The organism is Paenirhodobacter enshiensis (assembly GCF_000740785.1).
In the GTDB taxonomy this organism is placed as follows: Bacteria; Pseudomonadota; Alphaproteobacteria; order Rhodobacterales; family Rhodobacteraceae; genus Rhodobacter; species Rhodobacter enshiensis.
Map to the genome: position 1 here is coordinate 89,576 of NZ_JFZB01000012.1, position 25,714 is coordinate 115,289.

The window sequence follows — 25,714 nt, forward strand, 5'->3', positions numbered from 1 at the left end:
CGGTCACACCCGTTCGAGCGCGATGGCGATGCCCTGCCCGACGCCGATGCACATCGTGCTCAGCGACAGCCGGCCGCCGGTCTTCGCCAGCTCCAGCGCCGCCGTGCCGGTGATCCGCGCCCCCGACATGCCAAGCGGATGGCCAAGCGCGATGGCGCCGCCGTTCGGGTTCACCCGCGCGTCGTCCTCGGCGATGCCCAGCTCGCGCAGCACCGCGATGCCCTGCGCGGCGAAGGCCTCGTTCAGCTCGATCACGTCGAACTGCGCCTGCGTCAGCCCCAGCCGCGCCATCAGCTTTTGCGCCACGGGCGCCGGGCCCATCCCCATGATCCTGGGCGGCACGCCCGCGACGGCGCCACCCAGAACCCGCGCGATCGGGGTCAGCCCCTGCGCCTTCACCGCCGCCCCGGACGCCAGGATCAGCGCCGCCGCCCCGTCATTCACCCCCGAGGCATTGCCCGCCGTGACCGAGCCGCCCGCGAACAGCGGCCGCAGCTTGCCGAGGCTCTCCATCGTGGTCGCGCGGGGGTGCTCGTCGCGCGCGACGATCAGCGGATCGCCCTTGCGTGCGGGGGTGGTGACGGGGGTGATTTCCGCCGCCAGACGGCCGTTCGCCTGGGCGGCCGCCGCGCGCTCCTGCGAGCGCAGGGCGAAGGCATCCTGCGCCTCGCGGCTCACGCCGAACTCGTCGGCGACGTTCTGCCCGGTCTGCGGCATCGAATCGACGCCATAGAGCCGTTCCATCTCCGGGTTGACGAAGCGCCAGCCGATGGTGGTGTCATAGACCGCATTCGTCCGGCTGTAGGCGCTTTCGGCCTTGGGCATCACGAAGGGGGCGCGCGACATGCTTTCGACACCGCCCGCGACGATGATCTCGGCCTCGCCCGTGCGGATGGTGCGCGCCGCCGTCAGCACCGCATCCATCCCCGAGCCGCACAGCCGGTTGATCGTCGTGCCCGGCACCGCGACCGGCAGCCCGGCCAGCAGCGCCGCCATGCGCGCGACGTTGCGGTTGTCCTCGCCCGCCTGATTGGCGCAGCCGAAGATCACGTCATCGACCGCCTCCCAGTCGAGCGTTTCATGGCGCGCGATCAGCGCACGCAGCGGCACCGCGCCGAGATCGTCCGCCCGCACCGGGGCCAGCGCACCGCCGAACCGCCCGATGGGGGTGCGGATATAGTCGCAGATATAAACGTCGCGCATCTTACACCTCCGGCACGATCAGGTCGCTCACCGGCCCGTCGAGGTGCAGCTTCGCCCCCGTCACGGCCTGCAATTCGTCAAAGCTCATCGACGGCAGCTTCTCGCGCAGCACGAGCCGGCCGCCCTCGATGTCGATCACCGCGAGCGAGGTATAGACCCGCGTCACGCAGCCGACGCCGGTCAGCGGCAGGGTGCAACGCTCGACCAGCTTCGGCGCGCCGGTCTTGGTCACATGATCGGTGATGACCGCGACGCGCTTCGCGCCGTGCACCAGATCCATCGCGCCGCCGACCGCCGGAACCCCCTTCGGCCCGGTCGACCAGTTCGCGAGATCGCCGGTCTCGGCAACCTCATAGGCGCCAAGGATCGCCACATCGAGATGCCCGCCGCGCACCATGGCGAAGCTGTCGGCATGGTGAAAGAACGCCGCCCCCGGCTTCAGCGTGATCGCCTTCTTGCCGGCATTGATGAGGTCCCAGTCCTCTTCCCCCGGCGCCGGCGCCTCGCCGAAGCCGAGAACGCCGTTCTCGGTATGGAACACCGCCTGACGGCCGGGGGGCTGGAACTTCGCCACCATCTCGGGGAAACCGATGCCGAGGTTGACATAGGCGCCATCGTGGATGTCCTGCGCCGCGCGCCAGGCGATCTGTGCATTCGACAGCTTGGTCATGCCGTCACCTCCGGGTAGTGCGCACCGGCACGGTTGAGGGCCTCTTCCTGCGCCGGATCCGCCACCTCGACGATGGTGTCGACGAAGATGCCGGGGGTGATGACGGCCTCGGGGTCGATGGTGCCCGGTTCGACCGCGCGGCTCACCTGAACGACGGTGCGCGCCGCCGCCATCGCCATGATCGGGGCGAAATTGCGCGCCGCCATCCGGTAGGTGAGATTGCCGTAGAAGTCGCCGAGTTCCGCCTTCAGCAGCGCGAAATCGGCCTTCAGCCAGCGCTCCATCACGTAAGAGCGGCCCTCGAACACCTCGACGGGCTTGCCCTTCGCCAGATCGGTGCCGAAGGAGGTGGGCGTGAAGAACGCCGGGATGCCCGCCCCGCCGGCGCGGATACGCTCGGCCAGCGTGCCCTGCGGCACCAGTTCCAGCTCGATCTCGCCCGAGAGGTATTTCTCGGTGAACACCCGCGGATCGGCCGAGCGCGGGAACGAGCACACCATCTTGCGCACCATCCCCTGCTCGATCAGCGCGGCGATGCCGACGTGACCGTTGCCGGCGTTGTTGTTGATGACCGTCAGGTTCTTCGGGCTGCCGGTGGCCAGAAAGCGGCCGATCAGCGCGTGGATCAGCTCGATCGGGGCGCCCGATCCGCCGAAGCCTCCGATCATGACCGTGGCGCCGTCGGGAATATCCGCGACCGCGCCCTCCACCGAGGCGATGCGTTTGTCCATGAACTCCTCCGTTGTTCCGGGCGACGCTAGGACCCGTCGGGCGACCGGGCCAGATGATTTGTGCGCATGTTGACTTTTGTTCATATCGCGGAAAATACTGTGCGCATGGTGAACAAAACCGATTTCATCGCCTCACTGGCCAAGGGGCTGAGCGTGATCGAGGCCTTCCGGGCCGAGCATCCGCGACTCGCCATCGCCGAGGTGGCCGAGCGGACCGGCCTTGACCGGGCGACGGCGCGGCGCTGCCTGCTGACGCTGCACGAGCTTGGCTATGCCGATTACGACGGCAAGTTCTTCACCCTGACGCCCCGGGTGCTGCGGCTGGGGATGGGCACGCTTGCGGCGCTGCCGCTTGCACAGCTGGTGCAGCCCTGGCTGGATCAGCTGTCGGAACAGATCGGACAGTCGACCTCGGTCGCGATCCTCGACGAGACCGAGATCGTCTATCTCGCACGTGCGGCGCAGCGCCGGGTGATGTCGATCGGGCTGTTGCCGGGATCGCGGCTGCCGGCGCATTGCACCTCGCTCGGCCGGGTGCTGCTGGCGGCGCTGCCCGAGGCCGAAGCCCGCGCCCGCGTCGAACGCGCGGACCTGAGCCCGCGCACCCCGTTCAGCCTGACCTCGCCCGACGAGATCATGCTCCGCATCGCCAAGGCGCGCACCGGCGGCCATGCGCTGATCGACCAGGAGGTCGAACTGGGCCTGCGCTCCATCGCCGTGCCGATCCTTGGCAGTTCCGGGCGGGTGGTGGCGGCGCTGAACACCGGCGTCGCGGCCGTGCAAAATGCCGCGACGGATCTGGAGGCACTGTATCTGCCGGCCCTTCTGAAGGTTCAGGACGGCTTGCGCCGGGTGCTGCACTGAGCGGCGCGTCAGCCGCGCCGCAACAGCAAGATCGCCGCCAGAAGCGCCACCCCCACCGCCATCGCCGCCGCGGCCGGCGGCAAGATCGCGCCATAGCTGGTGCTGCCCTCGGCCAGGTAACCCGCCAGTGCCGGGGTCACGATCTGCGCCAGACTGTAGCCGATGGTCATCCGCGCCATCGCCCGCGCCGGATTGCCGGGCGCAAGCCGCCCCGCCAGCGACAGCGTGAGATTGACGATGCCGACGAAGGTGCCGCCATAGCACAGCGCCGCGATCAGGCTGGCCGCGGCCGAGCCGGTCATCAGCAACCCGATCGACAGGATCTGTAACCCGAAGGCCAGCATCAGCGCGACGATACTACCCCACAGCATCGCGATCCGGTCCCACACGAATGCCGAGGGGATCGCCGCCAGACCGACCGCAACCCAGACCAGCGTCGCGCTGCCACCGAAGACCGGAAGCTGTGCGGCGATGTCGACGATGAAGGTCGCCAGCACCACATACCCCACCCCGGCACAGCAATAGGCGCCGTTGAGCAGCCACAGCCACAGGCTGGTGCGCCCCGCCGGCGCGGCCCGGGCGGCCCCGGCGGGGCGTCGCGGCTCTGGCATCCAGCGCCAGGCCGGCACGATCAGGAACAGGCTGAGCACGCCGAACAGCTTCCACTGCGCGTCCCAGCCCAGCCAGTCCTGCGTCAGCCGCACACCGAGCCCCGTCGCCACGATGCCAATCCCCATCCCGGCGAAATGCAGCCCCAGAACGGGGGGCCGGCGGGTCTCGATCAGCCAGTTCAGGATCAGCCCCGAAGCAAGCAGAAGCCCAGCCGTGCTCGACATGCCCGACAGAAAACGCAGCACGCCCCACAGCGTCACGTCGCGCGTCAGCCCCATGCCAAGCGTGGTCAGGCACGCCAGCACCAGCGCCGCGCGATAAAGCCGCGCCTTCACGTGCAACTCGTGCACCCAGGAAGCGATCAGCGTGCCGCACAGATAGCCGCAGTAATTCCACGTCGCCAGAAGCCCGCCGTCGAGCACGCTCAGCCCCGCCTGGCTGCGCATCGCCGGCAACAACGGCGTATAGGCGAAGCGCGCCATCCCCACCGTCGCGATCAGCGCGCAGATCCCGGCCAGAATGACCTTCGGATAGGGCATTGCGGCGGTCCCTGCGGCAGCGGGCGCAGAGGTGGCGGGCAGTGCCTGCCCCCGATGCGGCTGAAATTCCTCCCGGGTCATGAGCTGTGCCTCCCTGCACTCCTCCGCCTCCGGAGTCGATTATGGGAGGCAGAAGATCGTCAGTCTTGCGACACTTTGCCAATTGATGTCGAATATCGGTCATCGGCCGAAATCTCTGCCCGAAAGCCCCTGCCCGAAAGAGCTGCCCATGGATCGCCACAGCTGGACCGAGATCGCCGTGCCCGGCATCGAGACACTCGAAACCAGCGTGCAGCTGCGCGCACAGAACATGGCCCGGGGCGAGCTGTTCGCGCTGCACGATCACCCCTGGCATCAGCTTGTCCACGCCAGCGCCGGGACGCTGACGATCCGGCTGGAAGAGGCCTGGCACGTGGTGGCGCCCGGTCAGGCCGCCTGGCTGCCGCGCGGGATCCGCCACGCGACCGGAGCCCTGAGCGATGCCGCGTTCCGCTCGCTCTACATTGCGGAAAACGCGATCGAGATGCCGGGGACGGTGCAGATCCTGCGGGTCTCGGGCCTGCTGCGCGAGCTGATCGGGGCACTGGAACAGCTGCCTGCCCCGGGCAGCGATGACCCGGGGCAGGCGCGCTACCGGCTGGCGCTGCAAGGCTGCATCGTGGCGCATCTGCCCCGGCTGCCGCCGCAGGACGCGGCGCTGCGCTGGCCCGACCATCCGGCGTTGCGCGCACTGTGCCGCGCGCTTTACGACCGGCCCGACGACAGACGCACCGCCCGTGACCTCGCCCGGGCCCATGGCATGTCCGAGCGCACCCTCGCGCGCCGGTTCCGCGACGATCTGGACATGCCGTTCGGCGCGTGGCGTCAGCGGATGCAGCTGTTTCGCGCCTATGAATGGCTCGGCCAGGGACGGCCGGTCACCGCCATCGCGCTGGACCTCGGCTATGCCACGCCTTCGGCGTTCATTCACATGTTCCGCTCCGCGACGGGGCTGTCGCCGTCGCAATGGCTGCGCCTCAGGGCAGCAGACGCCCGTCTGGCATGAGGCGCACCGGGAAATCGTCGCCGGGCGGCACGGTCTGACGCTCGATCAGGCGATGCACCCGAAGCGCCTCGGCCCCACCTCGGTTGAGCGCCACCAGCGCATCGAAATTCCGCCCGTCAGAGCGGGTCCGGCGCTCGTTGTGGCGCAGATAGTCGCTCCAGGTCGGAACATGGTAGCTCTCGAACCAGCGCTGCGGCCGTTCGGCATCGCGCATCAGCGCCCAGTTGTGTGCCCCGTCGCGCAACCGGATCTTGCGCCGCTCGCGCATCAGCGCGAGAAATGCCGGCACATCGGCCTCGGCGATATCGTATTCGACGAGGATCATGAACGGCCCCGAGCGATAGCGGATATCGAGCGCGAGCTTCGGCACAACGAACCCTCCCACAGGGGCCAGGTCGACCTCCTCGAAATCGGATTGCCGCATCCACAGGCCCAGAACCGCCCCCACCAGCAAAAGCGCCGCCGCAGCGCACAGCGATCCGCCCTCGCCGATGCGATCGGCCAGATAGCCCCACAGCCACGCCCCCGCCGCCATTCCGCCATAAGCCGTGGTCTGGAACAGCGACAGCGCCCGTCCGACAACCCATCGCGGTGTCGACAGCTGCACCGCTACGGTGAACAGCGACAGCGCGATCACCCAGAACGGCCCCATCGCCAGCAGCGCCACGCAGCTGAGCAGCAGCGACGACGACAGCGCCAGCACCACCATCCCCGCCGCGAAGCCCAGAAACGAGATCCGCACGATGGTCTCGTTGCGGCAGCGCGCATAAAGCGGGCGGTTCAGCAGAACGCCACCGATCGCGCCGAAGCCGAAAGCGCCCAGAAGCAACCCGTAGGTCATCGCCGTGCCCTGCAACTGGTCGCGCGCGATCAGCGGCAGCAGGCCAAGCACGCTGACCGCGGCGAAGCCGAAGATCCCGCCGCGCAGGATCACCCGCACCAGCGCCGGCGACAGCAGCGCGTAACGCAGCCCCGCCGCCAGCGCCGCACCGAGCGTCTCGCGCGGCAGATCGGATTTCGGCACCTCCGGATGCCAGCGCAGCAACACCGCGATCAGCGGCAGACAGCTGAGCGCATTCAGCGCGAAGGCCGCCGCCGCCCCGACCCAGGCGACGATGGCGCCACCGATGGCCGGGCCGATGCCACGCATCAGATTGTAGCTCATGCTGTTCAGGCTGACCGCCGAAGGCAGGTCCTCGCGCGGCAGTATATCGCCCATCGAGGCCTGCCACGACGGCAGGAAGATCACCCCTCCGCCGGCGATCAGAAAGGTGAACCCGAGCAGAAGCCAGGGCGTCACCAGCCCCATGAAGGCCAGCACCGCCAGCACCGCCGAGGCCGCGACGACGAAGGATTGCGACCATATCAGGACGGTCCGGCGTTCGAAATTGTCGGCCAGCGCCCCCGCGACGAGGGCGAGCAGCATGAACGGCAGCGTATTGGCCGACTGCACCAGCGAGACCATGCTGGGCGAATTGGTCAGGCTTGCCATCATCCAGCCCGCCGCGGTGACCTGAACCAGCGCGCCGAGATTGGTGAAAAGCGTCGCGCTCCACAACGCGCGAAAGTCCGGATTGCGGAACGGGGCGAGGAAAGAGGGCTGTGTCACGGGGACCGCTGCAAGGTGGGAAAGGCGCGTAACCTGCGCGCCAGATTGCACGGATCCCTCGCGTCGGGGAAGCCACAAAGCGGCCGGGCGCAACGATTTCCGCCACACCGGCGGCCGAAACCCGCCCCACGCCGCGACGGGTGGGGCGGGCTGAGCGAACGGCCGGGGCTCAGGCGACCGCGAGCATCTGCGCGAGGTCTTGCTGTGCGTCGCCCGTCGGGCGGATGTCGAACTTATCGACCAGCACCGCCAGCACTTCGGGCGTCAGGAACTGCGGCAGCGTCGGGCCGAGGTAGATCTTCTTCAGACCGAGGTGCAGCATGGTCAGCAAGACCGCGGTCGCCTTCTGCTCGAACCAGCTGATCGCGTAATGCAGCGGCAGATCGTTGACCCCGCAGCCAAGTGCGCCCGCCACCGCGACCGCGACCTGAATGGCCGAGAAGGCATCGTTGCACTGCCCCACGTCGAGAACCCGCGGCACGCCCTTGATGTCGCCCAGATCCTCGCGGTTGAAGCGGTACTTGCCGCAACCGAGCGTCAGGATCAGGCTGTCCTTCGGCGTGGCGACCGCCAGATCGTGGAAGTAGTTGCGCCCCATCCGCGCGCCGTCGCACCCGCCGATCAGGAACAGGTTCTTGACATCGCCCTCGCGGATCATGCCCAGAAGCGTATCGGCCACGCCCATAACGGTGTTGCGCGCGAAGCCCGTCGGGATACGCTTTTCCTCGGCGTCCTCGGCGAAGCCGGGCTGCGCCAGCGCCGCGGCGATCACCGGCGAGAAGTCGTGGTTCTCGATATGCACCAGACCCTTCCAGCCCACCGGGCCGGAGGTGAAGATGCGATCCGCGTAGCCCTTCAGCTCGGGGTTGATGAGGCAGTTCGAGGTGACGACGATCGCCCCCGGAAAGGCTGCGAATTCCTGCATCTGGTCTTGCCAGGCGCCGCCATAATTGCCAACGAGGTGCGGATAGGCCTTGAACCCGGGATAGGCATTCGCCGGCAGCAACTCACCATGCGTATAGACGTTGATCCCCTTGCCCGCGGTCTGCTGCAAGATCGCCTCGAGATCGCCCATGTCGTGGCCCGAGACCAGGATCGCCTTGCCCGCGACCGGGCTGATGCGGGTCATGGTGACTTCGGGATGGCCGAAACGGCCGGTGTTGGCGGCGTCGAGCAGCTCCATCACCCGGAAGTTCAGCGCGCCGATGGCGAGGGATTCGGTCAGCAGCGCGTCGACCCCGGTCGGGTCGGTAGCGAGGAAGGCCGCGATGCGGTGGAATTCGGCGCTGATCGAGGCCTCTTCCTTGCCCAGCACGCGGGCGTGCTCGGAATAGGCGGCGGTGCCCTTCAGACCGTAGAGAACCAGATTGCGCAGGCCGACCACGGTCGGACCGTCGCGGTCCATGAAGCGGTGGATGCCGGCGAAGGGCGCGGCCGCGGCGATGTCGTCCGCGGTGCGGCCCGGCGTCCAGGTCGCCGCCTCGGGCAGATCCGACAGATCGGCGCCCGCCGCCTCGGCCAGCGCGCGCGCCTTGTCGCGGATGTCGAGCGCCTGCCCGATCAGCGTCACGAACCGCGTCGGATCGAAGTTCACGTTGGTCAGCGTGGTGAACCAGGCATGAGGCACGAAGGCGTCGACGGCCGCATCGCGCGCACCCACCCGCGCCGCGCGGTCGGCATAGACCGACACGCCCTGCATCACGCGCAGCAGCACGTCCTGCATCTCGGCAACCTCGGCGGTCTTGCCGCAGGTGCCGATTTTCACGGCACAGCCACCCTTTTTCGACTGTTCACATTGCACGCAATACATGGCTTCGCTCCAAAGTGGATATTTGAAGTCTACTTATCTTGCACGCCGGGGCGATTCCTTGACGTATATCAATCTCCATCGCGCCCCATGACGTTTCAGAGGATGTTCCATGCAGCTCAGCCGTCACACTGACCTCGCGATCCGGCTGCTCGTTCAGCTCGCGGCCGAGCCGGGGGCGCAGATGACCATCGCGCAGGTGGCGCAAGATCAGGCGGTTCCCCAGCCCTACCTGATGAAGATCGCCAATGCGCTGGCCCATGCCGGGTTCATCGCCACGACCCGGGGCCGCGGCGGCGGGGTCAGTCTGGCGCGGCCGGCCGCCGAGATCCGGATCGGCGACGTGGTGCGCGCGATGGAGCCGCAATCCGAGATCGTGCGCTGCAGCGAATGCCTTCTGGCGCCACGCTGCAAGTTGCCACGCCACCTCGGCCGGGCGATGCAGGCGTTTTATCGGGTGCTGGACGAGCAGACGCTCGAAGATGTGATCTGACACCCGCCCGGATCGCCCGGGCGGGTGTCATGGCTCATGACAAGTGCGGGGCGCGGATCGTCGCCGCACGCGCTCTGCCCGGTATCAGAACCGATAGTTCAGACCGACCTGAAACTGCTTGAGCTCTGCCTTGACGTCGCCGGACGGCCCCGCGATCGTGCCGAAATCGGTATAGGTATATTCGCCATAGGCCGACCAGTTCCGGTCGAAGGCATAGGCAACTCCGAGGCCCATCGTCAGACCGTCGAGCGTCTTGCTGTCGCTGCCGCCATAGCCGGACGCCTTGCCATCGGCCCGGCTGTATCCCAGCAGGCCATAAGCCATCCAGTTGTCCGCGAAGGCATAGCCGGCGCGGGTGTAGACCGTCGCGACGTTGCCGAACTTGACCTCGGCGCCCGGATATTCGCCCTTGTAGACCCCGGCGAGGCCGCTCTTGTACTGGCCCAGACTGTATTCGCCGCCCAGACCGGCGACGACCCGACCGAACTGCCAGTCATAGCCCGCGCGCAGGCCCAATGCGCCGCCATCGGGCTTGGCGAGGTTGCGGTTGAGACCATCGGCCGCCAGGCTCTTGCCGAAATCGCCCGTCGCGACCGCCTTTCCCGCGCCGTAATTCAGATTGCCGCCGGCATAGGCGCCGGACCAGTCCGGCACAGAGGCGGTGTCGGCAGGCTGAACCGGCGCAGCCTCGACGACCGGAGTGGTGAAGCCGCCCGCATGGGCCAACCCCGCCAGGCTGACGGCACCCGTGGCGATCAGCAGGATTTTCATCATGAGATGTCCTCTCGAAAGTTCGTGATCATCAGAAAGCCGGGCGTCGGGACCGGCCAGATCCGGGATCTCCACCCGGCCGCAGGCCCGCCCGGCTTCCCCCGGCGTGCGAATCCCCCCCCCCCGCGCGGGGGAGGTCTTCATGTCTCGGCCCGGTGAAGAGCCGGCGGCATTGCCGCAGTTTCAGGCGCGGCAACGGCCGCGCTGCGGTGTCGAAACCCCGAAGCGAGCCGCGAAACCGACGTCCCGAAAACGAATCACCCCCAAGGGGGGCACCGTCGATGCAGGCTGAATCTGCCTCCTCGCGACAGGGAATACGACCAGCGGCCTCGCGGCGCAGGGCCTTGCATGGCCGCGCAAGATTACGGATTCCTGACGAATTCCGGGGCGTTGCGCATCACGCGCCGGCGCGGGTCCCGCAAACCCGCACCTCCCGGTCGCCGCCCCGTCCCGCTCCGGAAACCGTCACGGAGCTGTGAAGCTGCCCCGGATGGACCCGTCAGGAAAGCGTAAGGAATAAAACAGTATCTGGCGAAGAAATCTCCAATGTGGTGCTGATTTGCAACATTCATTCCCGAGGGCCAGGGGCTCCAAAGACAGGCGGACCGCACGATGAAAATCGAGTGCTATCCGGTCTTCGATCCGCGCCGGACCGAGATCGAGACCTATATCCGCGATGAATTCCGTCGTGTCTTCGGCGCCGACATCCAGCCCGCTCAGGTGCCGATGATCGCCGCCCGCAATGGCGACGGCGCACCGATCGCCGCGGCCGGCCTACGGATCAGCGAGGACGGCTTCTTTTCGGAAATCTACCTCGATCAACCGATCGAGACGGCGCTGAGCGACGCGTTCGGCGCCGCTGTCGAGCGCAACGACATCGTGGAGGTGGTCTCGCTCGCGTCTTCGGCGCCGCTTGCCGTCCTGCCGCTGATCGAGGCGATCACCGAGGCCGGGCGCCGGATGGGCAAGCGCTGCGCCGTATTCACCGCGACGACGCCGTTGTTCCGGCTGCTGACCCGCACCGGGGTGCCGCTGCAGCGCCTGACGCCTGCGCGCAGCGACCGGATCGACCGGCCGGATCGCTGGGGCACCTACTACGAGACGGACCCCTGGGTCTGCGCCCTTCCCGACTTCCGCCGCCCGCTGGCCTTCCTGCCGCCGCGGGCGCTGCACCGTTTCACGGAGATCTGTCCATGTCGCTGATATTCGACGCGCTGAAGCGCCACGCCACCGAACGCCCCGAGGCGACCGCGCTCCGCCTCGCGGACCGGCGGCTGAGCTGGGCGGAGCTTGCCCGCATGGTCGCGCGCGCCGCGGCGGGCTTCGCGGCCGGGCCGCATTGCGTCGGGCTGCGCCTCGACGGGCTTGATGCGGTGGTGGCCGAGCTTGCCGCCATGCAGGCCGGCTGCCGGATCGTGCCGGTTCCCGCCTTCTTCTCTCAGGGGCAGGTCGCGCATCTGCTGAACCTGTCAGGCGCCGCGCTGGTCACCCGTCTGCCCGAGGGCAAAGGCCCGGTTCCGGACGCCTCCGGCCGCTCTGACCGGGTGATCTTCACCTCGGGCACCACGGGAACGCCGAAGGGCGTCGTGCTGGGGGCCGGGCAGATCATGGCCTCGGTCGGGGCCCTCGCCGGGGCACTGCAGCCCGGACCGACCGATCGCTACCTCTCGGTGCTGCCGCTGTCGCAGCTTCTGGAACAGATCTGCGGCATCCTGCTGCCCGTTCTCGCCGGGGCGGAGACGATCCTGTGCCCCGAGGGGCAGGCACTTCTTTGGGGCAAGGGTGACACCGCGGCCTTCGCCCGGGCCGCGATGGCGGCACAGCCGACGGTGACCGTTCTGGCGCCGCGCCAGCTCGCGCTTTGGGTCGCGGCGGCACGCGCCGGGGCACCCATCCCGTCGAGCCTGCGCCACGTCGCGGTGGGCGGTGCGCCGACCGCGCAAAAGCTGATGGCCGAGGCGCGCAGCTTCGGCATTCCGGCCCATCCGGGCTACGGGCTGTCCGAGGCCTGCTCGGTGGTCGCGCTCTCGCGTCCGGGCGATGCGCTCGACGGCAGCGCCGGGCGGATTCTCGACGGTGTCCGGGTCGATATCGTGGAAGGCGAGGTCGTGGTCTCGGGTCCGACGGTGATGGCGGGCTATCTCGGCCGCGAGGCGCAGACCGGCCCCTGGGCCACCGGCGATCTCGGCCGGATCGAGAACGGCCGGCTGTGGATCGAGGGGCGCAAGGATGCGCTGATCGTGCTGGCGAACGGGCGCAAGGTCTCGCCGGAATGGGTGGAGGCCGAGGCGCTCGCCGATCCGGCGATCCTCGCGGCCGCCCTCGTGTGCAGCGATGACCGGCTGGTGCTGGCCCTCGCGCCCGGAGCCCCGTTCGACAGCGATGCACTCGGCCGCAGGCTCGCGACGTTGCCCGATTACGCGCGCCCCGAACGGATCGCCGTGCTGGACCCGAGAACGCCCGGGCTGATCCGGCCCTCGGGCACCGCAGACCGCAAGGTCGCGCTGCAGGCCGTTTCGGGCAGCGGCGCGGCACGGCAGGAGGTGCCGACAGCATGACCGAACCCCTGAAGGACAGCATCGTTCTGATCACCGGCGCCGGATCCGGCATCGGCCGCGCCCTCGCCCAGGAAGCGTCCCGGCACGGTCACCGGCTGATCCTCGTCGGTCGCCGGCCGGGTCCGCTCCAGGACACCGCGGATCTGCTGGCCCGGCCCGACACGCTGTGCCTGAGCGCGGACATCGCCACCGCCGAGGGACGCGCCGCCATCGTCGCGGCGGTGGCACTCGCGGGCGGTCTCGACATCCTGATCAACAACGCCGGAAGCGTCGCTTCGGGGCCGATCTCGGCCGTGGGCGATGCCGAGCTGGAGCAGCTGATCCGCACCAACGTGATCGCCCCCATCGCGCTGAGCCGCGAGTTGCTGCCCTTCCTGGCCGAACGGCACGGGCAGGTGGTCAATGTCGGATCGGTGTTCGGCGACATCGCCTTCCCGTTCTTCGGCCTCTATTCCACCAGCAAATTCGCCATGCGCGGGTTTTCCGAGGCGATGCGGCGCGAACTCGCCCCGAAAGGCATCGCAGTGACCTATCTCGCACCGCGCGGCACGAAAACCGGGGCGGCGGACAATTTCGGCGCGCTGGTCGGACCGATGGGCATGAAGCTCGACACCCCCGAGGCCGTCGCCGCCCGCGCCTGGCAGGCGATCGGCCGCCGCGCCCGCAGCCAGTATCCCAAAAGCGCCGAGCGGTTCTTCGTCGCCCTGCAACGGCTGTGTCCGGGGCTGATCGACCGTGCGCTGACGAAACTCGCCGCCGATCCGAAGGTGGTGAACGCCGCGACGCGGCGAGACTGAACGAAAGGAATTTCAATGCCTTACAATATCCTTCGCCGGGCGGATTTCGCCGGCGGGCTGACCGATGACGCGCTGGTGCCGCGGATCATGGACGATCTCGGCCGCGATGGCTGGACGCTGCTGCGCGGCTTCGATCCGGACATGGCGGGCTTTGGCGAGCTGGTGGGGCGGATGTGCCGGCGCGTCACCTTCGACCCGGCGCGCAGCCACACCACCGAGCGCACCCAGATGGTCGATGCCGGCCTCGGCCGGATCGGGCTGCATATCGAGAACGGCAATACCCCGCGCTGCCCCGATCTCGTCACCTTCTTCGCCGAACGCGCGGCCTTCGAGGGCTCGCAGACCACGATCTGCGATGGCGTGGCGCTGCACGACAGCCTGCCCGAGGCCGACAAGATCCGCTGGTCGCAGCCGATGACGGTCGAACGGCGCCTGCCCGAACCCCTGTGGAAGCGCTATCTGGCGAACGAACATCCGGCGATCTCGCGCCCCGAGGAGGTGCGGATGGAGCACGTCCTGCAATTCCAGGCGGCCGTTCCGGGACAGAGCTTCGAGCTGCACGAGGACGGATCGCTCACCTATCGGTTGCAGGTCATGCCGGTGCGCCGCTCGGTCTTCGGCGACCCGCGTCCGGCCTTCGCGAATGCCGTGCTCGGCCCGTCGCACAATTACGAGCCGCCCCGCTACACCCTGGCCGACGGCTCGGCCGTGACCGAGGCCGAAATCGAGGCCCTGCGCGAACGCGCCGAGGCGGTCACCACCGAAATCAACTGGCAGGACGGCGACATCGCCGTTCTCGACAACACCCGCGTGATGCACGGGCGCCGCGCCATCGTCGATGCCGCGCGCACGCTGTTCATCGGCATGGGTTCGATCTGAAACCGAGGAGACTGCACATGAAACATCTGACCTCGCGCCGCCTTGCGGCCCTGACCCTCGCGCTGACGCTCGGCGCGCCGATGGTCGCGAGCGCGGCCCTGCCCTCGGGCATTCCGGCGAGCGGCACGCTCTCCTATGACGTGATCCGCAAGGGCGACAAGATCGGCACAGAGACGATCCGCTTCCATCCGAACGGCGACGCGCTGAGCGTCGAGCTGAGCACCGACATCAGCGTCAAGCTGCCGGTCGTGCGGGTCGAGGCCTATCGCTTCCACCAGAAGAGCACCGAAAGCTGGAAGGGCGAGACACTCGTCTCCATCGCCTCGAAGACCGACGACAACGGCAAGCCGCATGACATCAGCATGGCCGGAAACGGTCTGGTTCCGGCCAGCCTGTGGAACCCCGCCACCGTGCGCGCCGGCACCGTGATGAACACCATCGACGGCCATGCGATGAAGCTCCCGGTCCAGAAGATCGGCGAGGAGATGGTGAGCGTGGGCGGCAGCCAGCAACATGCCACACATTACCGGACCTCGGGGGAACTCGCGCGCGATCTGTGGTACGGGATGGACGGCGAGCTTCTGAAGGTGACGCTGAAGGCCGACGACGGTTCCGAGGTCGAATACGACCTGCACTGAGCACCGATCGGCCACGCTCCCGCATCGGCGAGAGCGTGGCGGCTTCAGGCGGAAGCCGGCTGCCCTACGAGGGCATGAGGCGCCGCCGCCTCCCAGAACAGGCTCAGCACATCGCCGCACCGGATCGTTCCGGCCAGGCCCCGGTCTGGGCGTCCTGGGTGGTGTCGCCCCAGCGGGTGAAGACCATGTCGGCCAGCACCGGCTGGATAGCAAGGGGCTGCACGGCCGGCGCGATCAGCGCTGCCGTCCGTTTCAGAACGGTCATCGTGAAGCGCCGCTGTTGTGCCGGTTTCGCGCCATGTTGCATCTCTCCCGTCCGGCGGCGCCGCGACGGGGATTAGGGGGTGCCTTAGAAAGGGCGTCAGGCCTTTCGGCCTAGCGCATCACGAACGGGTCCGGGATCGGCGCGTCCGAGGTTCTCAGCCAGACGGTCTTGACCGTGGTGTAATCGAGCGCCGCCGCCAGACCGCCCTCGCGGCCATGACCCGACAGCCCGTGCCCGCCGAACGGCGCGATGGGCGAGACCGCGCGATAGGTGTTGACCCAGACGATACCCGCCCGGATCGCCCGGATCATCCGATGAGCCCGCGTCAGATCGCGGGTGAACACGCCCGAGGCGAGACCGTAGGCGGTATCGTTGGCGATGCGGATCGCATCGGCCTCGTCGCGAAAGGCGGTAACGGCGAGGACCGGGCCGAACATCTCCTCCTTCACGCAGGGCGCGTCGGGCACATCGGTGCAGTCGAGGACGGTCGGCGGGTAGTAGTTGCCCGGCCCCTCCGGCACGACGCCGCCGCAGATCAGCTTCGCCCCCGCGGCGACCGAGGCCGCGACGATGGCGTGCAGCCGGTCGCGCTGGTGGCGGGTGCACAGCGGGCCGATCTCGGTCTCCATCTCGCAAGGCGCGCCGATGGCGATGCGGGCGGCACGCTCGGCCAGCGTCGCGAGCATCCGTTCCCGGATCGGTTCATGCACCACAAGGCGCGAGCCCGCGACGCAGCTTTGCCCGGTCGCGGCGAAGATCCCGGCGATCTGCGCATTCACCGCGCTGTCGAGATCGGCATCCTCGAACACGATGAACGGCGACTTGCCACCGAGTTCCAGCGAGGTCGAGGCGAGGTTCTCGGCCGAACCGCGCACGACGTGACGCGCCGTCTCCGGCCCGCCGGTGAAGGCGATGTGGTCGATGCCGGGATGCGCGGTCAGCACCGCGCCGCACTCCGGCCCGAAACCGGTGATGACGTTGACCACGCCCGGCGGAAAGCCCGCCCGCTCGATCAGCTTCGCGAAGGCCAGCAGCGGCGCCGGCCCGTCCTCGGACGCCTTCAGCACCACCGTGCAGCCTGCCGCGAGCGCCGGGCCGAGCTTCACCGCGCTGAGGAACAACTGGCTGTTCCACGGCACGATCGCGGCGACCACGCCGATCGGCTCGCGGCGCAACCAGACCTCCATGTCGGGCTTGTCGATCGGCAGATGCGCGCCCTCGATCTTGTCGGCAAGACCGGCGTAATAGCGGTAATACTCCGCCACATAGGCGATCTGGGCCGAGGTCTCGCGGATGATCTTGCCGGTGTCGCGGGTCTCGATCCGGGCGAGCTCGGGCGCGGCCTCCTGCACCAGATCGGCGAGGCGCAGCAACAGCTTGCCGCGCGCCGAAGCGGTCATCGCGGGCCAGGCCCCGGTCTCGAAAGCACGCCGCGCCGCGCGGACCGCGAGGTCGACCTCGGCCGCGCGGGCCTCGGCGATCGAGGCCCATGGCGCATCCGTCGCGGGATCGCGGCTGTCGAAACGCGCGGCGCCCGGATGAAACGCCCCGTCGATATACAGGTCGAACTGTTCCATCATCCCCTCACGCGAAAGCCGGCATCACGTCGCGGATGAACCGTTCGAGCGAGGCCTTCTTGCGCTCGAACGACATGCCGGTGTCAATCCAGAACGAATATTCGTCATAGCCCATCTCCTCGTAACGCTTCAGCCGTTCGATCACCTCGGAGACCGGGCCGATCACGTTGTTCGCGCGCATCGCCTCGGGGCTGTAGAACGGATGGGCGGCGATCTCCTCCTCGGTCAGCGGCGCGATCAGCCCCATCGAGATCTCGCGCTCGTTTTTGAACCAGGCGCCGAAGTAATTGTAGAACCGGTTCACCTCGACCGCGCCGAGCCGGGCATCGGCCTCGTCCGCAGCGACATAGGTGTGACGCAGCAGCATGATCTTCGGGCGCGGCACCTCGGGGAATTTCTCGCAGGCGGCGGTGAAACGGCCCATCAGGGTCTCGACTTCCTCATCGTCCAGATGCAGCGGCGTGACCTGCACGTTGTAGCCATGCGAGACCGCGAATTCGTGGCTGTTCGGATCGCGCGCAGCCACCCAGATCGGCGGATGCGGCTGTTGCACCGGCAAGGGCGCCGAGGTCGATTTCGGGAATTTCCAGAACGCGCCGTCATGGGTGTAATCGCCTTGCCACAGCTTCTCGACCGCGGGGATCAGCTCGCGCATCATCTGCCCGCCGGTCCAGGCGTCGAGGCCGGGCATCATCCGTTCGTATTCGAACATGTAGGCGCCGCGCGCCACGCCGATTTCCAGCCGCCCGCCGGTCATGATGTCGGCCATCGCCGCCTCGCCCGCCAGACGGATCGGGTGCCACAGCGGCGCCATCACCGTGCCGGTGCCGAGGCGCACGTTCTTCGTGCGCCGCGCCAGATCGACCAGCGTCAGGAACGGGTTCGGCGCGATGGTGAAGTTCATCGCATGATGCTCGCCCGACCAGATGGCGTGCATCCCACCCTCGTCGGCGATGCGACACAGCTCCATCATCTCTTCGTAAAGCTGCTGCTGATCCTCGTCGGGATTGACCCGCTCCATATGTATGAACAGCGAGAACTTCATCTCGTCACCCCCGTGCAAAGGAAAGAATGTCCCCGGCTTCGTGCGAGCCGGCATATTGCCCGAAATTGCCCATCCGGTATTCCGCGGCGAAGCGCGCGAGCATACTGTGCTGGGCCGGATCGGTGACGTCGCCGAGCGCGGTCTCGTCGAGCGAGACGAAGGCGCCGCGGGTGCATCTGGTGTCGCGCGCCGGGCACAGATGCGCGATGAACTGCAACCCGCGCCCGTTGTCGTCATAGATCGCGTAGACGAGGCCCGGCTCGGCCGTGGTGCCGGTTTCAGCGATCAGCTTCGAAAGTGCCGCGCGCGCGCCCGAACGATCCACCCGGATCTCCGGCAGCTGGATGCCGCCGGTGCCGTCGTCGGTCATGTAGACGCGGCCCTCGTTCTCGATGATCGCGGTGATGACGACGCGCGGGCCGGCCTCGGCGCTCAGCGCGGTGATCGCGGGGGTCATGTAGGCGCCGCGGTAATAGCCCAGACCCGGCGCGGTGCCGGCCTCGAACCCCTCGACCCGACCCAGCAAGATAGTGTGATCGCCCGCCTCGATGGCGCGTTCGAGGCTGCAATCGAACCAGGCCGAGGCGCCCGACAGAACCGGCGCCCCATAAGGCCCCGCCGACCAGTCGATGCCGTCGAAACGATCCTCGCTCGGCCGGGCGAAGGTGTTCGAGAGCGCCTTCTGCCCCTCGGACAGGATGTTGACCGCAAAGCCCCGCCCCCTGGTGAAATGGTCGAGGCTCGCCGAGCGGTTCGACACCGAGACCAGCAGCAGCGGCGGATCGAGCGACACCGAGGAGAACGAATTCGCGGTGAAGCCGATGGGCGTGCCGTCTTCGGCCACCGTCGTGACCACGGTGACCCCGGTCATGAAACAGCCGAAAGCGTCGCGCAACAGGCGGATATCGTCGAGGCTCATGCCGCTTTCCTCCGGTCTTCCAGCCACTGGCGCATCTCGGCATTGACGGCCGCGGGCGCGGTGAGCGTCACCATGTGCCGTTCGGCCGGGATCACCACGGCGCGCGCACCGGGGGTGGCGCGGGCGATTTCCTGCGTCATCGCCGGGCTCGAATTGTGATCGAACTCGCTGGTCAGCACCAGCATCGGGCAGCGCACCTCCTGCAGCCGCCCGGCATAGACCGCATCGCCCGCGGCGAAGGCGGCATAGGTGCGGGCATAGCCCTCCGGGTTCACCGTGCGCAGCCAATGCGCGACCTTGGCACGGGCGTCCGGCGCCTCGCCGGGCAGGAACCAGCGCGCGAGCGGCGCCTCGGGATCGCCGCCGCGCTCGGCCAGATCGCGGGCACGGGCGAGGACCGCTTCGCGCGCCTCGGGGGCGCGGCGATGGACCGGGTTGAGCAGGCAGACCCGCTCGACCAGATCCGGGAACTCGACCGCCAGCCCCATGGCGATCAGCGCACCCATCGAATGCCCCGCGACCGCGGCCGGCGCGACGCCAAGCGCCCCGATCACCCCCGACGCCCACCGCACGTAATCGGGCAGCATCGGCGCGCCGGGCAGCACATCGCTGTGCCCGTGGCCCGGCAGATCGACCGCCAGCACCCGGTGATCGGTCGCAAACGCCGCGATCTGCGGCTCCCAGGCCTCGGCACACAGCCCGACGCCGTGGAACAGCACCAGCGGCGGGCCCTCGCCGGCCTCGATCAGCCCGAAGCGGCTGCCGTCAGAGGCCGGCAGGGTTTTCGACATCATGGCCCAGTTCCTTCAGATCCTGATAGCGGTCGCCGATGCGGTGATGCGGACGCCCGCCGATCGAGGCGCCGAGCGCCACGACGATCTCGTCCGCCGCCGGCGCATCCGGGATCGAGAACTGGATCGTCAGGTAATGCGAGCGGCGGCCGGCGTCATTCTTGTCCATCAGCGGTATCATGACCGGCGCATCGGCCCCGCCGCGGGTGTTGCAAAACGACAGGTAGCTCTTCGCGCCCACCGCATCTCGGTAGAAATTGCCGAAGCGCAGCGTGTGGATCAGCGCCGAGGCATGTTCGACCTCGCCGTCTAGGCCGACCACCGCCGCCTTGCCGTAACCCTCGACCTTGTCGCCGCCGCCGGCCGCCTCGATCACCATGTCGGTCAGCAGCTTGCCGAGTTCGGGCGCCACGGCGTGGATCTCGGGCTTCAGATCCTCGACGAAGCCGCGCCCGGCCCAAGGGTTCTTCAGCACCGCCGCCGCCGCGATCAGCTTCAGCGGCACCGGCGCGGCCTTGCCGCCTTCGATATAGGTCGTCTCGATGTGGAGAAGCGTCTTGCGCAGGGAGGTAAGCATTCTCGAATCCTCTTCATACTCAAGTCGAGTTTTGGTATACCATAATACCATCAGTCAAACGGTTTTGGCCGTCGCCGCGCCGTTTCCGAAAGAACGCCACAAATATAAGCACAGAGGATGTGATGCCTGTTTTCCGGATCGCCCATGTCACCGTCACCGATCCGCTTGCCTACGCGGCCTACCAGCGTGCGGCTCAGGGTGTGTTCGAGGCCCATGGCGGGCGCTTTCTGGCGCGCGGCGGCCACTCCGAAACCGTCGAGGGCCCGCCGGACGAACGCCACGTGATCGTTGAATTCCCGACGTTCGAGGCCGCACGGGCGTGCTATGCCTCGCCGCATTATGCGGCCGCGCGCCAAAAGCGCGAAGGCGCCGCCATGGTCCGCATCGTGCTGGTCGAGGGACTGGCCGGTTGATTGAATACTGCCGTCAGATCAGATACCAAGGGCCCTCGGCGAAGGATCATGCGAGGGCAAGCACCTGATGGAGGAATTCACGTCCACGGACCTGCGGATCAGCCAGCCCCCCAAGACGCTGCGCGCCATCGTGACGGGCAAGATGCGCGATGCCATTCTCAGCGGATACTTCAAGCCCGGCGAACGTCTGGTCGAGCGCACACTGTGCGATCAGCTGGGCGTATCGAGAACCGTGGTGCGCGAAACCCTGCGGTATCTGGAAGCCGAGGGGCTGATAGAGTTCAGGAACAATCGCGGGCCGGTCGTCGCGCGGCTCGACTGGCCTCAGGCCCGGCAGATTTACCGGATCCGCCAGTTGCTCGAGGCCGATGCGGCCGCGGATTGCGCGCGCGTCGCCGACGACACGATCAAGGCGGCACTCCGCTCCGCCCTGTCGGCGCTTGAAGCCGCTTACGAAAGCACGTCGCAGAACACGCTTTTCGAAGCCTCGCTGGAATTCTACCACTGCATCTTCTCGGCCGCAGGTCACGATGTCGCCTGGGATGTCGTCAACAGGCTGAATGGACGAATCAGCCGGCTGCGGGGCATGACCCTGTCGACCGCCGACCGGCACCGTTCCGGCTTCGCCCGGATGAAGGCGATCTGTGAGGCGATCACGGCGAACGATCCCGCCGCGGCTGCGGCCGCGGTCCGGGAACACCTTGACGAAGCGTCGGAAATCGCCCGCCATCAACTCGAAGCGAATAGCTGAGCCAGCGCACCCGGCCGGGTGCGACTCCGCTATCTCGACAAGGCCACAACCGGATCGAGCTTCGAGGCGCTGCGCGCGGGCAGATAGCCGAAGACGACACCGATGGCCGTCGAACTGAGGAAAGCGTAGACAATCGACGTCACGGAATAGACGAACGTGTATTTTTGCTGAAACAGACCCAGGATCGGGCCCGCTCCGAGAGCGATCAGCACGCCGATGACACCTCCGAAAAGGCAAACGAGGACGGCTTCGAGCAGGAACTGGATGAGGATATCGCCCTGCCGGGCCCCGACGGCCATGCGCACGCCGATCTCGCCCACCCGTTCGGAAACCGTCACCAGCATGATGTTCATCACGCCGATGCCCCCGACCACCAGTGAGATGATGGCAATCGCCGCGATCAGCAGGGTCATGGTTTCGGTGGTCGACGTGATCGTCTGGCGAATATCGTCGGTATTCAGGATGAAGAAGTCCTTCGTTCCGTGGCGCAGGATCAACAGCCGCGTCAAAGCCTGTTCAGCCAGCGAGGGATCGACATCGTCCGCCACCCGCACGTTGACGGAACGCAACGCGGTATTGCCGAGGAAACGGACCTCGACCGTGGTGTAGGGCAGATAGAGCTGAAGGTTGCTGCTCGCTCCGAAGCCGCCCTGCTGGGTTTGCGTGACACCGATGACCTGGAGTGCCACGCTCCCGACCATGATGACCTTGCCAAGCGGGTCGATCCCGTTGCCGAACAGCGATTTGCGCGTGTTCTCGTCGATCACCACATCCTGCGCATAATTGTCGACCGCCGCCTGATCGAAGAACCGGCCGGATGCAAGCTTCGTTCCCCTGACGTCGAAATACCGGACACCGACGCCATTCACGAGGGCGTTGGCCTCCTTGTTTGCGAACCGCACCACGCCCGAGGTCGAGACCGTCGGCGTCACCGCCGCGACATAGGGCTGCTTCGCCAGCGCGTCGGCATCGTCGGAGACAAGCGTCGTGATCTTGCCCGACCGGGTATCGCCGAAACTTGTCCCGGCGAATATCTCAAGCGTATTGGTGCCAAGACTGGAGATATTCGCCAGCACCGTCTTGCGCGATCCCGCACCGAGCGCCACGACGCAGACGACGGAGGCGATCCCGATGATGATGCCGAGCATCGTCAGAAGCGTTCTCAGACGGTGCGCGTTCATCGAGCGCAAGGCCATGAAGAATGCTTCGCGAATGCGGTCCTGGGTCATGCTCAGGCGGCCCATCGGGCGTTGCGCCGCACTCTCTGGCGCAGTCTTCGCCGCGGCGGCCGGAGGCGGTGGCGCCATCGGCATGAAATCGGGATTCGGCTTGTCCGCGACGACATGGCCATCGCGGATTTCGATGATCCTCTGGGCCTTGCGTGCGACGGACATGTCATGCGTGACGATGATGACGGTCCTGCCCTCGGCATGTAGTTCGCGAAGGATGTTCAGAACCTCTTCGCCGCTGTGACTGTCGAGAGCGCCGGTAGGCTCGTCGGCCAGGATGATCTCGCCGCCGTTCATCAGCGCCCGGGCGATCGAGACACGCTGCTGTTGCCCGCCCGAAAGCTGCCCCGGCCGGTGGTCGGTTCTTTCGTCGAGGCCGAGCCGCACGAGAAGCTCCACGGCCCTGCGATGTCGCTCCTCACGCGGTGTTCCGGCATAAATGGCCGGAACTTCCACGTTTCCGGCCGCCGTCAGCTCGGCGAGCAGATGATAGCGCTGGAAGATGAACCCGAAATGCTCGCGGCGATAAGCGGCGAGTTCGTCGGCCTGAAAGGCGGCGACATCCTTGCCGTAAAGCCGGAAGCTGCCGGCGCTTGCGCGGTCGAGGCAACCGATGATGTTCATCAGGGTGGACTTGCCGGAGCCCGATGCCCCGACGATCGCCACCATCTCGCCCTGACCGATCGTCAGGTCGATGTCCTGCAACACCCAGGTCTGTCCGGCCCCGGAGGGATAGCAGCGCCCAATTCCTCTCAGCTCGATCACGGCGTCCATCACATCCCCATCGGCGGCATTCTTTTCGGGGCAGACGAGATGGCGGCCGTATCTCCCAGAACGACCTTCTCCCCTTCCGACAGTCCCGAGACCACCTCCGCGGTCGACTTGTCGCTCGCGCCGAGCCGGACCGCACGAACCGAGACCGTGCCGTCCTGTCCGAGAACCCTGACCGTGCGGCCACCGGATTCGTCCGGGTCCGAAAGGGCGGCCACCGGAACCGTGAGGACATCCGTGACGCTGGCGACGATGAAATGCACCTCCGCCGTCATGTAGGTCAGCAACCGCCCGTCGGCATTCGCGATATCGAAAGTGCCGATATAATAGATGGCCGTGTCGCTGCTGCTGGACGACGAGGTGGAGGACGAACTCGACGATGTGAGCGCGGAATCCTTCTCGACGTCTTCCGGCGCGGGTTCGACGAAACCGAGCTTCGCCTCATACCGGTTCTGCCGATCCCCGACGATGGTGAACCAGGCTTTCTGCCCCGGCTTCACACTCACGACATCGGCTTCCGAGATTTCGGCGCGGACGGTCATGACGTCGAGTTGCGCGACAACGACGATTGTCGGCGTCGACTGAACGGCGTTGACCGTCTGTCCCTCCTGACTCACCACCGCGATGATCGTTCCGTCGATCGGCGCCGTGATCCGGGTATATCCGAGGTCGACCTTGGCGTTGTCGACATCCACCTGTGCCTTCGTGACCTGCGCCCCCAGAGAGTCGATCTTCAGCCGGGTCACGTCGACATCGTTTTGAGCGGCATCGAGGTCGGACTTCGCGCTGCCATGGGCGGCATAGGTCTTTTGTTCGCGCTGAAGAACCCCTTCGTAATAGCCGAGGTTGATCCGTTGCTCGGCCAGCTGAGCCTGAACGTCCGCGAGCGCGGCCTCGGCGCTGCGCAGATCGTTCGTCTGGGTCGAGGGGTCGATCTGGGCGATCAGATCGCCGGCTTTCACGGTATCGCCGAGCTTCACGTTGAGCTTCTCGATCCGGCCCGACACCTGAGCACCGACCGCCACCCAGCGGTGCGGTTTCAGTGTCCCGGTGGCCAGAACGCTGCTTTCGACAGACCCCCGGGTCACCGTGGCCGTGAGATACCCGCTCTGCGGCGATGCGCCCAGCTTGCCGCGATACAGGACATAACCCGCAAGAGCCACGAGACAGACGGCCGCGATCCCGATCGCCCCCCAGCGAAACCTCGACGCGAAGACCGTCATGCCCAAATCCGATACGTCATTTTCGTCATTGCTCAAACACCCTTTGCCCGCTCTGCGCACGACAGGCGGCGCCGGCACCCGTCGCGATCTGCAACGTCGCCCCTTCGCCTCGTTCGCGGCGGCAGCCGCAGCGATTTCCGCCGCGGACCGCAAGCGCTCTGTATCTGCGCCTCGGACCGGACCGGCGCGGCGCCGGCACGCAACTTACAGCTGAGGGGTTCAACGGGCAAAGGCCCCGGTTCCGTCGGGGCCCGCACGATTTTTCATCGGGATCGCGGGCTTATTCGCGGCTGGCGTGCAACCCGACCAGCCGCGACAACAGCAGCACCGAATAGAGCGTGCCGCCGATCGCTTCGAATGCGGCGACGGACTGCGCATAGAACCCCACCGGGGTAATGTCGCCATAGCCGACGGTGGTCATCGTGACATAGCTGAAATACAGCAACTGTTGCCAGCCGACCGGCACGCCCGAACCGGCCACGAACGATCCCGGCGCCGCCCATTCGATGAGGCCCAGAAGCGCCGCGAAGCCCGAGCCGATCACCAGATAGAGCGAGGTCGCCGCCAACAGAACATCGGTCATCACCTGCCGCCCCGAGAAGGTGTATCGCACCAGAACGACAACCATCCCGAGGTGATAGAGGATCGAACTGAGATAGACCGCCAGCGCCGCTGCGGGGCCCGGGTCGCACGAATTCGCCAGACCGGCGGCCAGGACCGCCAGCCCGATGCCGGCCATGCCCGCCCGCAGCCCGCCAGATCCGCTCAGTGCCCAGGTTCCGAACACGAAGATCGAGGCATAGAACGCGTAAAACAGCGCCGGCCACGGCATCCCTGCGCCCGAGAGCGGATAAGTGAGATTGTGGATCACGATCGCGCCAAGCAAAAGGCCGTTCGCCCGCACCCGGTTGCGCGCGGCAGAGAAGCGCGCCGCCAT

The 25,714-nt window shown here is 67.4% G+C and carries 26 protein-coding genes; 10 read left to right on the top strand and 16 right to left on the bottom strand.

Annotation, left to right across the window (positions count from 1 at the left end):
- Positions 1-3: 3 nt before the first annotated feature.
- The 3 genes from pcaF to CG50_RS08385 are packed head-to-tail and all read right to left on the bottom strand — an operon-like array spanning position 4 to position 2,604.
- Positions 4-1,203: a 3-oxoadipyl-CoA thiolase gene (gene pcaF / locus CG50_RS08375; RefSeq protein WP_036637059.1), complete on the bottom strand. Its 1,200-nt coding sequence runs from the start codon at positions 1,201-1,203 to the stop codon at positions 4-6.
- Position 1,204: 1 nt separating this feature from the next.
- The gene (locus CG50_RS08380) at positions 1,205-1,873 is read right to left on the bottom strand and encodes a 3-oxoacid CoA-transferase subunit B (RefSeq protein WP_036637060.1); all 669 of its coding nucleotides are present in this window, start codon (positions 1,871-1,873) and stop codon (positions 1,205-1,207) included.
- On the bottom strand, positions 1,870-2,604 hold the full coding sequence (locus CG50_RS08385) for a 3-oxoacid CoA-transferase subunit A (RefSeq protein WP_036637061.1): 735 nt from the start codon (positions 2,602-2,604) through the stop codon (positions 1,870-1,872). Before CG50_RS08385 ends, CG50_RS08380 begins: the two co-directional genes overlap by 4 nt.
- Positions 2,605-2,709: 105 nt before the next feature.
- On the opposite strand from CG50_RS08385, the gene CG50_RS08390 reads away from it, so the two are divergent.
- Positions 2,710-3,468 (top strand): IclR family transcriptional regulator domain-containing protein, encoded by a 759-nt coding sequence (locus tag CG50_RS08390; RefSeq protein ID WP_036637195.1) that lies wholly within the window; start codon positions 2,710-2,712, stop codon positions 3,466-3,468.
- Between the two features lie 8 nt (positions 3,469-3,476).
- Here CG50_RS08390 and CG50_RS08395 read toward each other — a convergent pair whose 3' ends face one another.
- The gene (locus CG50_RS08395; RefSeq protein ID WP_211248586.1) at positions 3,477-4,700 is read right to left on the bottom strand and encodes a YbfB/YjiJ family MFS transporter; all 1,224 of its coding nucleotides are present in this window, start codon (positions 4,698-4,700) and stop codon (positions 3,477-3,479) included.
- Between the two features lie 148 nt (positions 4,701-4,848).
- Here CG50_RS08395 and CG50_RS08400 point away from each other — a divergent pair, with 148 nt between their 5' ends.
- A complete protein-coding gene (locus CG50_RS08400; protein WP_036637063.1) occupies positions 4,849-5,664 on the top strand; it encodes an AraC family transcriptional regulator in 816 nt (271 codons plus the stop codon).
- On the opposite strand, the gene CG50_RS08405 is transcribed toward CG50_RS08400, so the two are convergent.
- The gene (locus CG50_RS08405) at positions 5,636-7,273 is read right to left on the bottom strand and encodes an MFS transporter (protein ID WP_036637064.1); all 1,638 of its coding nucleotides are present in this window, start codon (positions 7,271-7,273) and stop codon (positions 5,636-5,638) included. The two genes, CG50_RS08400 and CG50_RS08405, sit on opposite strands and share 29 nt — an antisense overlap.
- Before the next feature lie 169 nt (positions 7,274-7,442).
- Positions 7,443-9,083, bottom strand: coding sequence for a hydroxylamine reductase (hcp, locus tag CG50_RS08410; protein ID WP_036637065.1), 1,641 nt, complete (start codon positions 9,081-9,083; stop codon positions 7,443-7,445).
- Between the two features lie 109 nt (positions 9,084-9,192).
- Here hcp and CG50_RS08415 point away from each other — a divergent pair, with 109 nt between their 5' ends.
- The gene (locus CG50_RS08415) at positions 9,193-9,573 is read left to right on the top strand and encodes an RrF2 family transcriptional regulator (protein WP_036637197.1); all 381 of its coding nucleotides are present in this window, start codon (positions 9,193-9,195) and stop codon (positions 9,571-9,573) included.
- A gap of 84 nt (positions 9,574-9,657) precedes the next feature.
- On the opposite strand, the gene CG50_RS08420 is transcribed toward CG50_RS08415, so the two are convergent.
- On the bottom strand, positions 9,658-10,347 hold the full coding sequence (locus CG50_RS08420) for an outer membrane protein (RefSeq protein WP_051909743.1): 690 nt from the start codon (positions 10,345-10,347) through the stop codon (positions 9,658-9,660).
- A gap of 609 nt (positions 10,348-10,956) precedes the next feature.
- Here CG50_RS08420 and CG50_RS16220 point away from each other — a divergent pair.
- The 5 genes from CG50_RS16220 to CG50_RS08450 are packed head-to-tail and all read left to right on the top strand — an operon-like array spanning position 10,957 to position 15,216.
- The gene (locus tag CG50_RS16220; RefSeq protein WP_051909745.1) at positions 10,957-11,547 is read left to right on the top strand and encodes a thermostable hemolysin; all 591 of its coding nucleotides are present in this window, start codon (positions 10,957-10,959) and stop codon (positions 11,545-11,547) included.
- Positions 11,538-12,902, top strand: a complete 1,365-nt coding sequence (locus CG50_RS08435; protein WP_051909747.1) for a class I adenylate-forming enzyme family protein — start codon at positions 11,538-11,540, stop codon at positions 12,900-12,902. Before CG50_RS16220 ends, CG50_RS08435 begins: the two co-directional genes overlap by 10 nt.
- Positions 12,899-13,699, top strand: a complete 801-nt coding sequence (locus CG50_RS08440) for an SDR family NAD(P)-dependent oxidoreductase (RefSeq protein WP_051909749.1) — start codon at positions 12,899-12,901, stop codon at positions 13,697-13,699. The genes CG50_RS08435 and CG50_RS08440 overlap by 4 nt, the downstream gene beginning before the upstream one ends.
- Before the next feature lie 15 nt (positions 13,700-13,714).
- Positions 13,715-14,578: a TauD/TfdA family dioxygenase gene (locus CG50_RS08445; protein ID WP_051909751.1), complete on the top strand. Its 864-nt coding sequence runs from the start codon at positions 13,715-13,717 to the stop codon at positions 14,576-14,578.
- A 17-nt stretch (positions 14,579-14,595) separates the two neighbouring features.
- Positions 14,596-15,216, top strand: coding sequence for a DUF6134 family protein (locus CG50_RS08450; RefSeq protein ID WP_036637069.1), 621 nt, complete (start codon positions 14,596-14,598; stop codon positions 15,214-15,216).
- A gap of 103 nt (positions 15,217-15,319) precedes the next feature.
- On the opposite strand, the gene CG50_RS17045 is transcribed toward CG50_RS08450, so the two are convergent.
- The 6 genes from CG50_RS17045 to CG50_RS08480 form a co-directional block, all read right to left on the bottom strand.
- On the bottom strand, positions 15,320-15,481 hold the full coding sequence (locus tag CG50_RS17045) for a hypothetical protein (RefSeq protein ID WP_161785397.1): 162 nt from the start codon (positions 15,479-15,481) through the stop codon (positions 15,320-15,322).
- A gap of 110 nt (positions 15,482-15,591) precedes the next feature.
- On the bottom strand, positions 15,592-17,058 hold the full coding sequence (locus CG50_RS08460) for an aldehyde dehydrogenase (RefSeq protein WP_036637072.1): 1,467 nt from the start codon (positions 17,056-17,058) through the stop codon (positions 15,592-15,594).
- Between the two features lie 7 nt (positions 17,059-17,065).
- Positions 17,066-18,103: an LLM class flavin-dependent oxidoreductase gene (locus CG50_RS08465; protein ID WP_036637075.1), complete on the bottom strand. Its 1,038-nt coding sequence runs from the start codon at positions 18,101-18,103 to the stop codon at positions 17,066-17,068.
- A gap of 4 nt (positions 18,104-18,107) precedes the next feature.
- Complete coding sequence (locus tag CG50_RS08470; protein WP_036637078.1) at positions 18,108-19,022, bottom strand: flavin reductase family protein; 915 nt, start codon at positions 19,020-19,022, stop codon at positions 18,108-18,110.
- Positions 19,019-19,816: an alpha/beta fold hydrolase gene (locus CG50_RS08475; RefSeq protein WP_036637080.1), complete on the bottom strand. Its 798-nt coding sequence runs from the start codon at positions 19,814-19,816 to the stop codon at positions 19,019-19,021. Before CG50_RS08475 ends, CG50_RS08470 begins: the two co-directional genes overlap by 4 nt.
- On the bottom strand, positions 19,788-20,390 hold the full coding sequence (locus tag CG50_RS08480; RefSeq protein ID WP_036637081.1) for an amino acid synthesis family protein: 603 nt from the start codon (positions 20,388-20,390) through the stop codon (positions 19,788-19,790). The genes CG50_RS08475 and CG50_RS08480 overlap by 29 nt, the downstream gene beginning before the upstream one ends.
- A gap of 122 nt (positions 20,391-20,512) precedes the next feature.
- Between CG50_RS08480 and CG50_RS08485 the strand changes: the two genes are divergently transcribed.
- Together CG50_RS08485 and CG50_RS08490 are read left to right on the top strand one after the other, a co-directional pair.
- Complete coding sequence (locus tag CG50_RS08485; RefSeq protein ID WP_036637084.1) at positions 20,513-20,803, top strand: DUF1330 domain-containing protein; 291 nt, start codon at positions 20,513-20,515, stop codon at positions 20,801-20,803.
- Positions 20,804-20,945: 142 nt separating this feature from the next.
- Positions 20,946-21,554 carry a GntR family transcriptional regulator gene (locus tag CG50_RS08490; protein ID WP_245615650.1) on the top strand — a complete coding sequence of 203 codons (609 nt, stop codon included), beginning with the start codon at positions 20,946-20,948 and terminating at the stop codon, positions 21,552-21,554.
- Positions 21,555-21,583: 29 nt separating this feature from the next.
- On the opposite strand, the gene CG50_RS08495 is transcribed toward CG50_RS08490, so the two are convergent.
- The 3 genes from CG50_RS08495 to CG50_RS08505 form a co-directional block, all read right to left on the bottom strand.
- Positions 21,584-23,557 carry a MacB family efflux pump subunit gene (locus tag CG50_RS08495; RefSeq protein WP_036637088.1) on the bottom strand — a complete coding sequence of 658 codons (1,974 nt, stop codon included), beginning with the start codon at positions 23,555-23,557 and terminating at the stop codon, positions 21,584-21,586.
- On the bottom strand, positions 23,557-24,777 hold the full coding sequence (locus tag CG50_RS08500; RefSeq protein WP_051909753.1) for an efflux RND transporter periplasmic adaptor subunit: 1,221 nt from the start codon (positions 24,775-24,777) through the stop codon (positions 23,557-23,559). Before CG50_RS08500 ends, CG50_RS08495 begins: the two co-directional genes overlap by 1 nt.
- 280 nt (positions 24,778-25,057) lie before the next feature.
- Complete coding sequence (locus CG50_RS08505) at positions 25,058-25,714, bottom strand: potassium channel family protein (protein ID WP_036637090.1); 657 nt, start codon at positions 25,712-25,714, stop codon at positions 25,058-25,060.

What these genes read in the sequence shown, in the direction of transcription:
- CG50_RS08505 (WP_036637090.1), bottom strand. Translation starts at nt 25,714, where the DNA reads ATGGCGGCGCGCTTCTCTGCCGCGCGCAACCGGGTGCGGGCGAACGGC.
- CG50_RS08390 (WP_036637195.1), top strand. Translation starts at nt 2,710, where the DNA reads ATGGTGAACAAAACCGATTTCATCGCCTCACTGGCCAAGGGGCTGAGC.
- CG50_RS08465 (WP_036637075.1), bottom strand. Translation starts at nt 18,103, where the DNA reads ATGAAGTTCTCGCTGTTCATACATATGGAGCGGGTCAATCCCGACGAG.
- CG50_RS16220 (WP_051909745.1), top strand. Translation starts at nt 10,957, where the DNA reads ATGAAAATCGAGTGCTATCCGGTCTTCGATCCGCGCCGGACCGAGATC.
- CG50_RS08400 (WP_036637063.1), top strand. Translation starts at nt 4,849, where the DNA reads ATGGATCGCCACAGCTGGACCGAGATCGCCGTGCCCGGCATCGAGACA.
- CG50_RS08440 (WP_051909749.1), top strand. Translation starts at nt 12,899, where the DNA reads ATGACCGAACCCCTGAAGGACAGCATCGTTCTGATCACCGGCGCCGGA.
- CG50_RS08380 (WP_036637060.1), bottom strand. Translation starts at nt 1,873, where the DNA reads ATGACCAAGCTGTCGAATGCACAGATCGCCTGGCGCGCGGCGCAGGAC.
- CG50_RS08500 (WP_051909753.1), bottom strand. Translation starts at nt 24,777, where the DNA reads ATGACGGTCTTCGCGTCGAGGTTTCGCTGGGGGGCGATCGGGATCGCG.
- CG50_RS08450 (WP_036637069.1), top strand. Translation starts at nt 14,596, where the DNA reads ATGAAACATCTGACCTCGCGCCGCCTTGCGGCCCTGACCCTCGCGCTG.
- CG50_RS08490 (WP_245615650.1), top strand. Translation starts at nt 20,946, where the DNA reads ATGCGCGATGCCATTCTCAGCGGATACTTCAAGCCCGGCGAACGTCTG.
- CG50_RS17045 (WP_161785397.1), bottom strand. Translation starts at nt 15,481, where the DNA reads ATGACCGTTCTGAAACGGACGGCAGCGCTGATCGCGCCGGCCGTGCAG.
- CG50_RS08395 (WP_211248586.1), bottom strand. Translation starts at nt 4,700, where the DNA reads ATGACCCGGGAGGAATTTCAGCCGCATCGGGGGCAGGCACTGCCCGCC.
- CG50_RS08470 (WP_036637078.1), bottom strand. Translation starts at nt 19,022, where the DNA reads ATGAGCCTCGACGATATCCGCCTGTTGCGCGACGCTTTCGGCTGTTTC.
- CG50_RS08445 (WP_051909751.1), top strand. Translation starts at nt 13,715, where the DNA reads ATGCCTTACAATATCCTTCGCCGGGCGGATTTCGCCGGCGGGCTGACC.
- CG50_RS08415 (WP_036637197.1), top strand. Translation starts at nt 9,193, where the DNA reads ATGCAGCTCAGCCGTCACACTGACCTCGCGATCCGGCTGCTCGTTCAG.
- CG50_RS08460 (WP_036637072.1), bottom strand. Translation starts at nt 17,058, where the DNA reads ATGGAACAGTTCGACCTGTATATCGACGGGGCGTTTCATCCGGGCGCC.
- CG50_RS08485 (WP_036637084.1), top strand. Translation starts at nt 20,513, where the DNA reads ATGCCTGTTTTCCGGATCGCCCATGTCACCGTCACCGATCCGCTTGCC.
- CG50_RS08495 (WP_036637088.1), bottom strand. Translation starts at nt 23,557, where the DNA reads ATGGACGCCGTGATCGAGCTGAGAGGAATTGGGCGCTGCTATCCCTCC.
- CG50_RS08480 (WP_036637081.1), bottom strand. Translation starts at nt 20,390, where the DNA reads ATGCTTACCTCCCTGCGCAAGACGCTTCTCCACATCGAGACGACCTAT.
- hcp (WP_036637065.1), bottom strand. Translation starts at nt 9,083, where the DNA reads ATGTATTGCGTGCAATGTGAACAGTCGAAAAAGGGTGGCTGTGCCGTG.
- CG50_RS08475 (WP_036637080.1), bottom strand. Translation starts at nt 19,816, where the DNA reads ATGATGTCGAAAACCCTGCCGGCCTCTGACGGCAGCCGCTTCGGGCTG.
- CG50_RS08385 (WP_036637061.1), bottom strand. Translation starts at nt 2,604, where the DNA reads ATGGACAAACGCATCGCCTCGGTGGAGGGCGCGGTCGCGGATATTCCC.
- pcaF (WP_036637059.1), bottom strand. Translation starts at nt 1,203, where the DNA reads ATGCGCGACGTTTATATCTGCGACTATATCCGCACCCCCATCGGGCGG.
- CG50_RS08435 (WP_051909747.1), top strand. Translation starts at nt 11,538, where the DNA reads ATGTCGCTGATATTCGACGCGCTGAAGCGCCACGCCACCGAACGCCCC.
- CG50_RS08420 (WP_051909743.1), bottom strand. Translation starts at nt 10,347, where the DNA reads ATGATGAAAATCCTGCTGATCGCCACGGGTGCCGTCAGCCTGGCGGGG.